14 protein-coding genes are annotated in these 13,282 nt (G+C 68.8%); 10 read left to right on the forward strand and 4 right to left on the reverse strand.

Going from position 1 to position 13,282, the window contains the following annotated elements; genetic code table 11:
- Nucleotides 1–276: 276 nt before the first annotated feature.
- From ACFU53_RS17595 to ACFU53_RS17620, 6 genes are all read left to right on the forward strand, one after another.
- Nucleotides 277–912: an RraA family protein gene (locus tag ACFU53_RS17595; RefSeq protein ID WP_383992504.1), complete on the forward strand. Its 636-nt coding sequence runs from the start codon at nt 277–279 to the stop codon at nt 910–912.
- Complete coding sequence (locus ACFU53_RS17600) at nt 912–1,415, forward strand: hypothetical protein (protein WP_383992507.1); 504 nt, start codon at nt 912–914, stop codon at nt 1,413–1,415. The genes ACFU53_RS17595 and ACFU53_RS17600 overlap by 1 nt, the downstream gene beginning before the upstream one ends.
- Nucleotides 1,337–1,624, forward strand: coding sequence for an NAD(P)-dependent oxidoreductase (locus ACFU53_RS17605; protein WP_383992510.1), 288 nt, complete (start codon nt 1,337–1,339; stop codon nt 1,622–1,624). The genes ACFU53_RS17600 and ACFU53_RS17605 overlap by 79 nt, the downstream gene beginning before the upstream one ends.
- A 32-nt stretch (nt 1,625–1,656) precedes the next feature.
- On the forward strand, nt 1,657–1,989 hold the full coding sequence (locus ACFU53_RS17610; RefSeq protein ID WP_383992513.1) for a hypothetical protein: 333 nt from the start codon (nt 1,657–1,659) through the stop codon (nt 1,987–1,989).
- Nucleotides 1,986–2,846, forward strand: a complete 861-nt coding sequence (locus ACFU53_RS17615; protein ID WP_383992516.1) for a branched-chain amino acid ABC transporter permease — start codon at nt 1,986–1,988, stop codon at nt 2,844–2,846. The genes ACFU53_RS17610 and ACFU53_RS17615 overlap by 4 nt, the downstream gene beginning before the upstream one ends.
- A 273-nt stretch (nt 2,847–3,119) precedes the next feature.
- Nucleotides 3,120–4,055: a branched-chain amino acid ABC transporter permease gene (locus ACFU53_RS17620; RefSeq protein WP_383992519.1), complete on the forward strand. Its 936-nt coding sequence runs from the start codon at nt 3,120–3,122 to the stop codon at nt 4,053–4,055.
- Nucleotides 4,056–4,428: 373 nt separating this feature from the next.
- Here ACFU53_RS17620 and ACFU53_RS17625 read toward each other — a convergent pair whose 3' ends face one another.
- From ACFU53_RS17625 to ACFU53_RS17640, 4 genes are all read right to left on the reverse strand, one after another.
- Nucleotides 4,429–5,976 carry a long-chain fatty acid--CoA ligase gene (locus ACFU53_RS17625; protein ID WP_383992521.1) on the reverse strand — a complete coding sequence of 516 codons (1,548 nt, stop codon included), beginning with the start codon at nt 5,974–5,976 and terminating at the stop codon, nt 4,429–4,431.
- 132 nt (nt 5,977–6,108) lie between these two features.
- Nucleotides 6,109–7,635 (reverse strand): CocE/NonD family hydrolase, encoded by a 1,527-nt coding sequence (locus tag ACFU53_RS17630; RefSeq protein WP_383992524.1) that lies wholly within the window; start codon nt 7,633–7,635, stop codon nt 6,109–6,111.
- A 213-nt stretch (nt 7,636–7,848) separates the two neighbouring features.
- Nucleotides 7,849–8,121 (reverse strand): alpha/beta fold hydrolase, encoded by a 273-nt coding sequence (locus tag ACFU53_RS17635; protein ID WP_383992526.1) that lies wholly within the window; start codon nt 8,119–8,121, stop codon nt 7,849–7,851.
- A 624-nt stretch (nt 8,122–8,745) separates the two neighbouring features.
- A complete protein-coding gene (locus tag ACFU53_RS17640; protein WP_383992529.1) occupies nt 8,746–9,675 on the reverse strand; it encodes a LacI family DNA-binding transcriptional regulator in 930 nt (309 codons plus the stop codon).
- Between the two features lie 265 nt (nt 9,676–9,940).
- On the opposite strand from ACFU53_RS17640, the gene ACFU53_RS17645 reads away from it, so the two are divergent.
- The 4 genes from ACFU53_RS17645 (at nt 9,941) to panD (ending at nt 13,274) form a co-directional block, all read left to right on the forward strand.
- Entirely contained in the window at nt 9,941–11,224 is a 1,284-nt protein-coding gene (locus tag ACFU53_RS17645; protein WP_383992531.1) for an MFS transporter, read from the forward strand.
- A 16-nt stretch (nt 11,225–11,240) separates the two neighbouring features.
- The gene (locus ACFU53_RS17650; RefSeq protein WP_383992534.1) at nt 11,241–12,068 is read left to right on the forward strand and encodes an alpha/beta fold hydrolase; all 828 of its coding nucleotides are present in this window, start codon (nt 11,241–11,243) and stop codon (nt 12,066–12,068) included.
- 108 nt (nt 12,069–12,176) lie between these two features.
- Complete coding sequence (locus ACFU53_RS17655) at nt 12,177–12,614, forward strand: serine hydrolase domain-containing protein (RefSeq protein WP_383992536.1); 438 nt, start codon at nt 12,177–12,179, stop codon at nt 12,612–12,614.
- 240 nt (nt 12,615–12,854) lie between these two features.
- Nucleotides 12,855–13,274, forward strand: a complete 420-nt coding sequence (gene panD, locus ACFU53_RS17660) for an aspartate 1-decarboxylase (protein ID WP_383992539.1) — start codon at nt 12,855–12,857, stop codon at nt 13,272–13,274.
- The last annotated feature ends 8 nt before the right edge of the window (nt 13,275–13,282 follow it).

The following is a 13,282-nucleotide window of genomic DNA, read 5'->3' on the forward strand; positions in this document are numbered from 1 at the left end:
GGGAGGCGACGACGGCGCCGCGGCGGAGTGGGTGGCTCGGCGCTTCAGTACGTACCGGAGCCAAGCTGCGACCTCAATCGCGAATGAGAATAGGTTCGCATTCTCGGCACGGTCAAGAGTCGGAGTTGCCTACGTGTCAATCTTGCGATTCCGTCATGTTTCCTTGGTTGTCGCGGTCGATCGGACTGTCTCGACCTCTTGTCCGGTCGCGCGGTTGGATGCACACTGGCACCTCAAAACGCGAAAGCTTTCGCATTTTCAGAGGAGGGGTCATCGATGACTCAGGACAACGTGCGCGTCCACACGGGGTGGGAACGTGTTGAGCGCCACGTGCTCGACCAGTTCCGCGAGCACTCCGTGGCCAACCTCGGCGACGCCCTCGACCGGCTGAACATCGTCGACGGGGGTATCGCGCCCATCTGGAACGGGGCCCGGGCCGTCGGCACCGCGCTCCCGGTGCTCACCGTCGCGGGTGACAACAAGGCCGTGATCGCCGCGCTCGAGCACATCCGCCCCGGCGACATCCTCGTCATCAACGCCTTCGGCTACGAGGGCCGCGCCATCGTCGGCGACAACCTCGCCCAGCGGTTCGACGTGTACGGCGCCGTCGGAGCGGTCATCGACGGCTATGTGCGCGACGGCGCGATCATCGAGGAGCTCGGCGTCCCGGTCTTCGCGCGCGGGCTGACACCCGCCGGCCCCTTCAAGAACGGACCGGGCACGATCGGCGAACCCGTCGCCATCGGCGGGGTCGTGGTGAACCCCGGCGACATCATCGCAGCCGACGCCGACGGCGTGATCGTCATCCCGCCGCACCGCGTCGAGGAGGCGCTCGCGGCAGTCAAGGAGATCGTCGCCCGCGAGGCCGACCTCGACGCCGAGGTCGAGGAGCTGCGTAAGAAGGCTGCCTGATGGGAGCGCCGGGTCGGCTTCGCGTCGCGGTCGCCGCGCCGCTGTCCGAGGAGAACCGCGCGCGCCTGAGGGAGCTGGAGCCCCGGATCGACCTCGTGGTGGACCAGGACCTGCTCCCGCCCATGTGCTGGCCTGGCGACTTCGCCGGCGACCCGGCCTGGCGGCGCACACCCGCGCGGCAGCACGCTTATGAGGCCGCCCTCGACTCCGCCGAAGCTCTGTACGGCATCCCCGACGTGAACCCGTCCGCGCTGGCGCGCACGGTTCGCGAGAACGGGCGGCTGCGCTGGGTGCACACTATGGCGGCCGGCGGCGGGAGCCAGGTCAAGGCGGCGGGGCTCAGCTCCGAAGAACTCGGCCGGGTCGCCTTCACCACCTCGGCCGGTGTGCACGGGCAGCCCTTGGCAGATTCGCCGTCTTCGGCGTGCTCGCGGGAGCCAAAAATCTTCCCCGCCTCGACCGTCAGCAGCGCGACCGTGAGTGGAGCGGCCGCTGGACGATGAGGCAGGTGAGCGAGCAGACCGTGCTCGTACTCGGCCTCGGCGGGATCGGCCGGGTCGTCGCCGCGAAACTGCACGCGCTGGGAGCGAGGGTCATCGGTACGAGCAGGAAGGACGTCACCGTCACCGGGGTGTCCGACGTCGTGCATCCCGACCGGCTCTCTCCCTCGGCCTCGCGCCTCTCATCGTCGCCGACCTCGCCGAGCACCTGACCGAGCTCAACCGGGAGCAGGGCACGGCCGTTGTGCTCATCGAGCAGAACGCGCGGCTCGCCCTGGACCTGTGCAGCCGCGCCTACGTCCTGGAAGCGGGACGGATCGCCGCCGAGGGCGACAGCGCCGACCTGGCCGCCAGCCCCGACATCGCCCGGGCCTACCTCGGCGAGGCCCAGGTACTCCCAAGCCCTCCGGACGCTCAGGACGACCCGGGTCCGGACGGCCGGGGTTCGGACGAGCCGGGTCCGCACGACCGGGCCACGGCCGACCCCGCACCCACGCCCGGCACTGCCAAGACCGCCCGGGGCAACCAGGACACCGCCGTCCAGGCCGCGCAGGCCGCGACACGGGAGGCGAAATGAGCGACTTCCTCGTCTACCTCATCACCGGACTGGGCACCGGCTGCGGCATCGCGCTGATCGGCAGCGGCCTGGTGCTCATCCACCGGGTGACGCGGGTGGTCAACTTCGCCCAGGGCACCTTCGCCGTCGTCGGGGCGCTGACCGCCATCTCGCTCCTCGACACCGACCTCCCGCACGGGCTCGCCGAACTGCTCGGGGTCGCCGTCGCCGCCGTCGTGGGACTGCTCGTCGGCATGATCGCCATCGGTCGGCGGGGGACCTCGCCGCAGGCCGCGCTGATGGTCACCCTGGGACTGGGCATTCTGGCGTACGCCGTGGAGGTCATGCTCTGGGGGGACCAGGGTCGGTCCTCCGAGGGGCTCTCCGGCGCCGTGACCGTCTTCGGCGCCCGTATCCAGACCCACTACCTGCTCATCATCGGCGTCACCGTGGCCGTCTTCGCCGCGATGGCCACGCTGTTCGGCCGTACCGACGCCGGCAAGGCCCTCTCCGCGTGCTCCTCCAACCCGTACGCCGCCCGCGTCGTCGGGATCTCCGTCACCCGCATGGGGCTGATCGCCTTCGCCATCGGCGGCGCTCTCGGCGGTCTGGCCGGCGTTCTGCTGGCGCCCATGAACTCGATGGCCTTCGACTCCGACGTGGCGCTGATCATCAACGGTTTCGCGGCGGCGGTCGTCGGGTCCATGCATCACATCGGCCGCACCCTGGCCGGTGCGCTGTTCCTCGGAGTGGCCGAAGCGATGGTCGCGGGCTATGGAAGCGCCACGTACCAGACCGTGGTGGCGCTGGGTCTGGTCCTGGCGCTGATGATCGGGCAGGCGGCCCGTACCCACAGCGTCGTGGCGGAGGCCGGATGACGCCTCATCAGTCCTCTGTGGGACGCCCGCTGCCCTCCGCGTACACCGGGTGTATGCACGCATGGGGCACCCCGTCCGTGCTCGATCCGTATCCGCCGCACCAGAAAGGCAGCACGACATGAGCGCCGTCACCTCCGGCCGTGAACGGGCCACCTCCCAGCCCCCCGGCGGCGCGGGGGACACCAGTCGTCGGACGCCCGAGGGCCCCTCGGCGCCCGTTTCGCCGGCCGGGGGAGGCGGGCCGGCCTCGTCGCGGCCGGCGCGGCGGTGGCCGTGACCCTCGCCCTGCCTCCGATGCTGACCGCCGGCCAGCTCTCGGTGTACATCCTGCTCGCCCTGTCCGCCATGGTCACCGTGGGGCTGAGCCTGCTCATGGGCTACGCGGGCCAGGTCTCCATCGGCCAGGCGTCGTTCTACGCCATCGGCGCCTACGCGGCCGGCCTGCTGGGCGTCCACGGTACGCCGCCGCTGCTGGCGCTGGCCGCGGCACCACTGATCGCCGCCCTGTTCGCCGCCGCCATCGGCGGACCGTTGCTGCGGCTGCGGGGGCACCACCTGGCCTTCGCCACCATCGCGCTGCAGCTCATTCTCATCTCCCTGTTGGGCGAGGCGGACTGGGCCGGTGGTTCGGTCGGTCTGCAGGGCATCCCGCGACTCTCCGTCGGAGGTACGGAACTGGGCGAGGACATCCACTACGCCTACCTGGCCTGGGCTGCCGTGGCCGTCACCGTCCTGGTCGCCCGTAACGTCGTCACCTCACGGGCCGGCCGCGGACTGCGCGCGCTGGCCACCAGCGAGACGGCGGCGAGCGCCAGCGGAGTGCCGGTGGCCCGCTACAAACTCGCCGTGTTCACCCTGGCCGCCGCGTTCGCCGGACTCGCCGGAGGGATCTACGCCTTCTTCATCGGCTACATCAATCCGGGGTCCTTCCCGGTCCTGCTGTCCATCCAGTTCCTGGTGATGGCCGTCGTCGGCGGGCTCGGCACCATCTGGGGCGCGCTCCTGGGCGCCACCGCGATCACCCTGATCGTGCAGTTCCTCAACGACCTGGGCTCCAGGCCGGGCATGCCCGCCAGCGCCCCCAGCATCCTCAACTACGCCGTGTACGCCGCCCTTCTCATCCTCGTTGTGCTGTTCCTGCCGCGCGGCATCGTCCCCGCACTGCGCGACGCGTGGCAAGCCCGCCTCGCGGGGCGAGCGTCCTCGTGACACCTAGCCGCTGAGCTTGAGCTTCGCGTACGGCCACTGGTTCTCGCCCGGCGGCTCCGGATTCGATGCCTGTTCCCGCAGCCATGGCTGCGGGAACAGGCATGTGTGTTCAGGCGTGCGGCAGGAGCCGTTCGGCGCCGGCTTCCGGGGCGGCTCGTCCGCCGCCGGGCCGGGTTTGCGCCGGGGACGGAACAGGTCAGCTACGCCCGAGAGCGGTGGTCGTCATTGCCACTCAGGGCCTGTGGGGCCCGGCGGTACCAGGGGCCCGGCGACGCGCAGGTATGCGTCGTCTTCCGCGACGTGGACCCGTTCCTGTTTCCGGCGACCTGCGTGATGATGGCTGACCGGCAGTCGGATCCCTACCGCAGTACGGTCATGGCTGCCGCAGGCTGCGCTTGAGGATCTTGCCGGTGGCCGTCATGGGGAGTGTGTCGGTGAATTCCACCAGGCGGGGGTATTTGTATGCGGCCATGCGCTCCTTGCACCAGCTCACCAGTTCCTCCTCTGTGAGTTCGGCTCCCGGTTGGAGGATGACGAATGCCTTGATCTCCTCGCCGTGGGACTCGTGGGGTACGCCGATGACGGCGACCATGCTTACCGCGGGATGGGTCATGATGACTTCTTCCAACTCGCGCGGGTACACGTTGAAGCCGCCCCGGACGATCATGTCCTTGGCCCGGTCGACGATGTAGTAGTAGCCGTCGGCATCCCGGCGGGCCACGTCGCCGGTGCGGAACCAGCCGTCACTGATGGCTTCGGCGGTGGCGTCAGGGCGGCCGAGATAGCCCTTCATGACGTTGTGTCCACGAATGGCGATCTCGCCGATTTCGCCGTCTGTGACTTCGTTCCAGTGGCTGTCGATCAGCTTGAGCCGTATGCCCCAGACCGGTTGTCCGATCGAGCCGGGCTTTGCTTCCCGTCCGGGGTGGTTGAAGGTGGCGATCGGGCTGGTTTCGGAGAGTCCGTAGCCTTCCCGGACCTGTACACCGAGGACCTTGTGTACCCGCTCCAGGATCTCCACGGGCAACGCGGCGCCGCCGGACAGCGCCATCCGCAGGCTGTCGGCGATGGCTTCCAGGTCGACGGCCGTGTGGTCGGCGCCGAGCAGACCCCAGTACATGGTGGGTACGCCGGCGAAGAAGGTGACTTTCTCTTCCTCCATCAGCTTCAGCGCGGTGGTGGCGTCGAACCGGGGGAGAAGGACGAGCGTCGCTCCTGCGCCGATGCCGGCGTTCATCTGCACGCTCTGGCCGAAAGAGTGGAAGAGCGGCAGTGTCACCAGGTGCACATCATGGTTGACGGTGCCGAACGTCCTGTGGCAGACGACGGCGTTGAGCAGCATGTTGGTGTGGGTCAGCTCGGCGCCCTTGGGCCTGCCGGTGGTTCCGCTGGTGTAGAGGATCACCGCCGTGTCGGTCGCCTCCGTGGCGACCGATTCGAACTCGGTCGACAGTTGAGCCACGGCTTCCCCCAGAGTGGCCGCTCCCTCCGCTGTGCCGGGAGACGAGGCGGCGGCTGTGATGAGGAAGAAGTGCTCGCACCCGTCGACTTCGGAGAACCCGCGCCGGCCCTCCGCGCCCAGCGGGAGTTCAGCCGTGCCTTCGAAGCAGAAGTAGGCCTTGGCCCCGGAGTCGGCCAGATGGTAGGCGATCTCCTCTGCCTTGAGCAGGATGTTGAGCGGGACCACGACTGCGCCCGCTTTGAGGATGCCGTAGTAGATGATCGGGAAGTCCGGCACGTTCGGGCAGGACAGGGCCACCCGGTCACCGGGGCGCACTCCGTGCTCCACCAGTAGGTTCGCCACTCGGTTTGCGGAGCTGTCCAGGGCCGCGTAGGAAAGACGTGTCTCCCCGAGCACCAGGGCGTCTCGGCCCGGAAGCCGCTGGGCGGTGTCCTCGAGCAGCATTGCCAGGTTCAGCACGTGGTTCTCCTTGGACTGTGGCGTGCGTTGGCACCAGTACGGTGTTCTGAGTGGACCTGCAGGTGATCTGGGACGGCGCCCGTCCGCGCAGCGCGCATCGGCACTGCCCCGGTGAGGTGGTCGCGTCGGTGGCTAGTCGGCCTCTCGTACCGGCAGGATGACCGCCGAGGGGCGGGCGGGGTCGTGGTAGACCTCTTGGTCGGCGGCTCTGAGGGTGGTGGCCGTGGCATGCGGCTCGCCGGTGCCCGGATTGCGGGCGTAGCGGGGGAACGCGCCGCTGGCGACCTGGACTCTGATGCGGTGGCCCTTTTTGAACCGGTGCGCGGTAGGCCACATCTCGACGGAGGCACAGGTGAGGTCGTCAGCTTTGGACAAGCTGATCAGGCCGTCACAGACGTTGTACGAGCGCCCGCGGTCGTCCACGTCGCAGAGGCGGACGAAGACGTCGCTGTGGGACAGACTGGAGCGGAACCATATCTCGGCGCTTACGTTGCCGATGATCTCGACGTCCCGGTCGAGCGGGGTGGTGGTGTAGGTGAGCACGTCCTTACGGGCCTCCACAGCCGAGTTGTCCGTGCGGGCTCCGCTGCCCTGCAGCCGGACGCCGCCCACGGCCGGTGTGGGATCCGAAGGGTCGTAGCGGTATCGGTCGGGGGCCGAGTCGCCGGCCTGTTCCTGGGACAGCGCGCCACCGGGCTGGAGGTGGAAGCGGCGTGGGGAGTATCCCGGCGGCGGCCAGGACTCGACGTCCCGCCAAGCTTCCTCGCCCATCACATACAGGCGCACCGGTGCGCGGTCCGGTGGTTGCTCGCCGCGGGCGTGCGCGAGCCCGAACTCGAGCGTTTCCCGCAGGCCCGCGCCCAGAACGGCGGTGGTGGTGCCGTGAGACCACGGCCCGACGGTCAGCCGGGCCGGTCGTCCTGCCTCGCGCAGGGCTTGGTAGTCGCGCAACTGGCTGGGCAGAAAGATGTCGTACCAGCCGGCGACCGAGCTGACGGGTACCGTGACCTGGGCCACCCGGCTCCGGTGGTCGGTCTCGGCCCAGTACGGATCGTCGGCATCGTGGTTCAGGAAGTCCTGTACGTGTTCGGAGGTGCGACCGACGGCCGTGACGTCGGCCCGGTTGAGGGGCAGGGTGGAATAGGCGCGTCGCAGCCTTCTCGCGCCGAGGAACTGCCGGAGCAGCGCCCCGCGGCGTTCCTGGACCTCGACCAGGGCACCCCAGCTGATCACTGTCTCCATGGCGAAGGCGTCCTTGCGGAGCAGCCCGAGCAAGAGCGCGGAATCGGTGACCACGGGGACCATCGCCTTGACCTCGCTCGGTACCTGATCGGCGATCGCCCACTGCGTGTATCCGAGATAGCTGCCTCCGGCAAGCACGATCGCCCCGCCGAACCACGGCTGCTCGATCAGCCACGCCGCCGTGTCCAGCCCGTCCGCCCGCTCATGCCGGAACACGTCGAAAGTGCCACCAGAGCCGAACGTGCCGCGACAGCTCTGCATCAGCACCTGGAAGCCTCGCTCGGCCAGCGGCCGGGCGAACGATTCATTGGCAAAGCCACGCCGCCCATAGGGCGTGCGGACGAGCGCGGTCGGCAGACCATTGCCCCCCTCTCGTGGTGCCCACCGGTCGGCCAGCAGTTCCACGCCGTCGGACATGGGCACGCGAAGGTCGCGCTGTACGACCAGATCGCGGGTCAGGGGAGGCGGGAGGTGTAGAAGGCGTTGGACGAGGTGACTGCTCAGACTCGTCGGGAGCGGCAGCTTCAGTGGACGACGACCAGGTCGTTCGGATCGCTGCCCGGAGGCCGCCCGGGCAGGGGAGTCGGTGGGTGACACGTCGGCTCTGTCCCTCTCTGTGGTGCTGGGTGGTCAGTTCGTGCGAAGAGCCTTGCCACGGATCTGCTTGTCGAGGTCGTCCCAGAGAGGTCGCAGCAGTTCGTGCCCCATCCCCGGGTAGGTGGTCAGCGTTGAGTCCGGGATGACGTTGTGCAGTTCGGCGGAGGCGATGGGGGCGATCGGTCGGTCCGCGTCGCCGCGCGCGATGGTGGTGGGGACCTGTATGTCGCGCAGTGCTGGGGCGCGGTCTGGTGAGGCGTCCACGGCGGCCACCCGGCGTCCATCGCACCTGGGTGCGCCTGCCATCGGCGCAGGGTTGAAGACAGGCATCCGGAGTACCGGGGCGATGGTCGTGTGTCGCCAGAACTTGTTCAGCCGGGGCGCGCTCAGGATCGGGGGACTAACAGCAGCATGGGGGACCTCCGGCGGCCGGCGGAGGGGCCGGTGGTGTCGTGGCGACGCTATCGATCATGGCTCCTCCACTGGAACCTTGCGGCCGCGGGGCAGAGCCGATGCGACAGAGCCGAAAACGCGTAGCAGCCGCTGTCATGGCCGGCCGGGGGCCCCGTGGCTTGCTGCACGCTAATACGTATTAGGCGACGACGCAATGAAATGCGCCTGAAACGCGCCAGGCCTTGGAATGCGCGCTGTCGGCTCTATGGATGGATCGCCCGTGCGCAGATGCGACCTACGAGGACCGGGCGGTGCACCAGGCACAGGAACTCACCGTCGGTATCGACGTCGGGCCTCGCTCAGGCCGACGACCTGGGCGGCAGGCCAGTGTGCCGGGGTCGACAGGTCCATGGAAATGATGAAGAGAGCCGGAATGGTGAGGGATGCGAGGGGAAGGTCCAGGATCCCCGACGGAGTCCGCTCGCCGACCGGCAACACCACCACACGACGGTCACACGACGGGAAGTCATCAACGGGCTACGTCGTCTCGCGCTGAATGAGGGCGAGGATGTCGCCCGAGCCTGGCCGGCGCGGCGTCGGTGGGGCGGCAGCGCCGACCATCGAGAGGATGCTTGTGGTGACATTCCCGGCCGCTGCGGTGAGGTCCATCCCGATGGTGGTCAGGGCCGGTACGGCGAGCGAGGCCAGCGGGAGGTCGTCGACGCCGATGAGCGCCAGGTCGGCCGGGACGGCGATGTGCTGTGAAGGGCAATTCGCCAGGACGGCGAGAGCCAGCAGATCGTTGAAGGCGGCGACTGCCGTGACCGGCGTGGCGCCCTGTGTCCACTCCGCAACGGCGGCCCGGGCGCCGGCCCGCGAGTAGCGCATGCTGACGACCCGCGGCGGTGGCAGACCCAGGTCGTTGCAGGCCCGGGTGGCTCCCTGCAGGCGGGGCAGGCAGAAGGGGCGCTCCCGGGGGTCGTCCAGGGCGGCGTAGCCGATGTGCCGGTGTCCACGGGCCGCGAGGTGCTGGATCTGCATGCGTCCGATGTCCTCCTGGTTCAGTCCGGTCAGCCGGGAACCGTCCGGTGTGAACAGGCCGTCGAGCAAAGGGATTTCCGCTCGATGCAGTGACTGCGCGTCGTCGGGCGGCAGACTGCCGAACGCGACGACCACCGCCGGCTGAACGTGCTGCCACAGCTCGGCCAGCGGCGTGGCCGTCCCGGCATGGTGCAGGTATACGCAGGTGTAGCCGGCCTCGCCCAGCGACCGGACGAGGGCCAGTTTGAACTGCTCCATGGCCTCGGCGACGGGCAAGTCCGGAATCACGCAGAGCACGACCTTGCTCCGGCCCTTGCGCAGCGCCCGTCCGGCCCCCGATGGCACATAGCCCAGACGCTTCGCTGTTTCCAGCACCCGACGGCGGGTCTCGGCGGAGAGACCGTGCTCGTCCCTCCCGTTCAGCACGAAACTCACTGTGGTCTGTGAGACCCCGGCCTCCCGCGCCACGTCCTTGCTGGTGACCCTTCCCAACGCCCCTCCTGAACCCTTGCCACACATCCATGCAGAGGCTACGGTACGGCGACCAGCGACCTAATACGTATTAGAGCGCCGTCGCGGGCCTGCGAGGAGAGAGACCCCCACGCCCGTTTTGCCCGAGCCGCCCACCCCCAGCCCCACGACTGTCTTCGTGCGCGCCGACGGGGTGGCCCACACAAGGGAGTGATCTGTCATGGGCGACACGATCCCCGTCAGCACCGACACGACGCCTGGCCGCGTCCCTTCCCCCGCCGATCCGGTCCGCCTGAGCCGCCTGCTCGCTTTCGTGTTCCCGGCGACCACCGCCACATACGCCCTGTTCAACGCGATCGGGGTGATCCTTCTCCCCGCACAGGTGGCGCGACTCGCGCCCGACTCCAAGGTCGGTGTGCTGGCGCTGCTGACGACGCTGGGCGCGGTGGCCTCGATGATCGCGCTTCCCACCGGAGGAGCGCTGTCGGACCGCACGCGGTCCCGGTTCGGACGACGCGCCCCCTGGCTGGTTCTGATGGCCGGCGTGTCCGCGGTTCTGACGATCGCCATGGGCCTGAGCACCGGGCTGGTCGTCCTCGCGATCCTGGTCCCCGTCCTGTGGTTCACCTCGAACTTCTATGCAGGGGCGATCTCGGCGATCCTCCCCGACCGCGTGCCCGTGGGCCGCCGTGGTGTCGCCTCCGCGGTCATCGGGCTCGGCACTCCGGTGGGCATTCTCTTCGGCGTCAACCTGGCCAGCCGAGTCAGCCAGGTCTGGGCATACACGCTCCTTGCGCTGGTGCTGCTCGTCACGACGCTCGCCCTCGTGTTCGGTGCGCGCGAACCGTCCTCGCTCGACCTGGCCACGCCGAGACCGAAGGAACGACGCCATGCGGTCGCGGCTGTCCGGGAGTTCTTCCGCGCGTTCGGCCACCGTGACTTCGCCCTGGCCTTCGCCAGCCGGTTCGGCTTGTTCCTGGCCTACTTCACGGTTTCCGGTTACCTCTTCTACGCCGTGCAGGACTACATCGGGGCCGAGAACGTCCCCGGCGGCAATGTCGCCGTCGCGGTGAGCACCCTCTCGACGGTGTCGTTCGGCACCTGGATCGCCGTCGCCACGCTCTGCGGCTGGCTCGCCGACAAGGTCGACCGGCGCAGGCTGTTCATCGCGATCAGCGCCATCGGTCTGGGACTGTCCCAGGTCATACCGATGGTCAGCCACAGCTGGGGCGCGATGCTCGTGTACTCCGCCGTCTCGGGCGCGGCCCTGGGCACGTACTTCGCGGTCGACCTCGCCGTCATGTCGCTGGTCCTGCCGGACAAGGAGAACGAAGGGCGCGATTTCGCGATTCTCAACGTCGCCACCGGCCTGCCCCAACTCGCCGCACCGGCCATCGCCGGCTCACTCATCGGACTCGGCGGCTACGGCTCACTGTTCCTTTTCAGCAGCGTGTGCGCCGTGATCGCCGGTGCGCTGGCCATGGGCATCCGCTCGATCCGATAGCAGAACGGAGACTTTCATGACCATGGTCACCACGCCCGGAGGGGTGTCGCTCAGCTACGACACCTTCGGCGATCCCGGGCGCCCCCCGCTGCTGCTGATCCAGGGCCTCGGGGCCCACATGATCGGATGGCACGCCGATCTGTGCCGACAACTCGCCGACGCCGGCTTCCACGTCCTCCGCTTCGACAACCGGGACGTCGGCCTGTCGCAGAAGTTCCCGCAGGGCGGCTACACCCTGGCCGACATGGCGAACGACACCGCGGGCCTCCTCACCGCGCTCGACATTCCCGCAGCGCACGTGGTGGGACAGTCGATGGGCGGCATGATCGCCCAACAGCTCGCCCTCGACCACCCCACGCGGGTACTGACCCTCGCCCTGATCTACACGACGCCCAGCACGGACTTCATCGCCGGACGCGACCTGGTCGACGAGCGCACGGACCGTCCCCCCGCCCGTGATCGCGACGAGGCGATCGCGCTGTACCTGGACAACGAATCAGTGTGCGCCTCACCCGCATACCCCCAGGACATCGCGTGGCTGCGCGAACTCGGCGGCCGGATGTACGACCGGGACTACGACCCCGACGGCATCGTGCGACAGGTGGAGGCACTCGACAACTCCCCCGACCGTACGCCTCATCTGCACCGCATCACCGTGCCCACCACGATCCTGCACGGTGACGGCGACCGCTTGATCGATCCAGGCGCGTCCCAGGCCATGCACGAGCTGATCCCGGATTCGAATCTGACCATCCACCGCGGGATGGGCCACGAGCTTCCCCGTCCGCTCTGGCCTCAGATCGTCACCCAGATCCGGAACAACACCACACGAGAGGGAAGGTGAATGACCGCAGTACAGGTGGAAGGCCTCGTCTCCCGCGGATTCGAGCCGATCGCGGACGCCTTCGCCGACAATTTCCAGCAGCGCGGCGACACAGCCGCCTCCTGACTGGTGTACGCAAGGGGAGCTCCCGTCGTGGACATCTGGGCCGGGCACACCACCCTGCGCGCCTGGACGCCCGAGACCCGCACCGTCATGTTCTCCGTCAGCAAGGGAGTCACCACCGTCTGCCTGCTGATGGCCGCCGAGCAAGGACTGATCGACCTCGACGCCCCCGTGGCGCAGTACTGGCCGGAGTCCGCCGAAAACGGCAAGGAGGCGACTACCGTACGGCAGCTTCTCCCGCACCGGGCCGGTCTGGATGCTGGGCAGCGCGATGTTGGTGATGGTGTTGTCGAGAACCATCATCAGCTGCGCCGTGGCGATCACGCCGCACTCGACGGTCTGTACGGCCGCGTCCGTAGCCCGCCGATCCGAGGGCAGACCGTCCGGGGGACGGTGCGGTCCCGCCGCCGCAGACATCCAGACCGTGCGGGTCGGCAGTGGTGAAGGTCACGGAGGCTGGTGAAGGCCGGTGCGTAGGCTGGTCGCCGTCGTTGTGGCAGCAGATCTGGGAGCCCGATGGCCCCAGGACGCGGCCTGATGATGCGTCAGGAAAGTCGGCAATTGGTCAGCGTGAGTCCTCGAACCCTGCGAATGCTGACCGGAAATGCGACTCGTTGTAAGGTAAGGAAACAGCCCTTGACCTGCAAAAACGCAGGCAGGGAGCCTAGGTCCGGGAGTGCCTCCATGCTGCGCACCATGTTCAAGTCCAAGATCCACCGTGCCACCGTCACCCAGGCCGACCTGCACTATGTCGGGTCCGTGACCATCGACGCCGACCTGCTCGACGCCGCCGACCTGCTGCCCGGCGAGCTCGTGCACATCGTCGACGTCACCAACGGCGCCCGCCTGGAGACGTACGTCATCGAGGGCGAGCGCGGCTCGGGGGTCGTCGGGATCAACGGTGCCGCGGCCCATCTCGTCCATCCCGGGGACCTGGTGATCATCATCAGTTACGCTCAGGTCTCCGACGCCGAGGCCCGCGCCCTGGAGCCCAGGGTCGTGCACGTGGACAGCGGCAACCGGGTCGTGGCCCTGGGTTCGGACGCCTCCGAGCCGGTGCCGGGTTCGGACCAGCGGCGCAGCCCGCAGGCCGTCACCCTCTGAGGCCACGC

Source organism: Streptomyces sp. NPDC057474 (assembly GCF_042802555.1).
Taxonomy (GTDB): Bacteria; Actinomycetota; Actinomycetes; order Streptomycetales; family Streptomycetaceae; genus Streptomyces.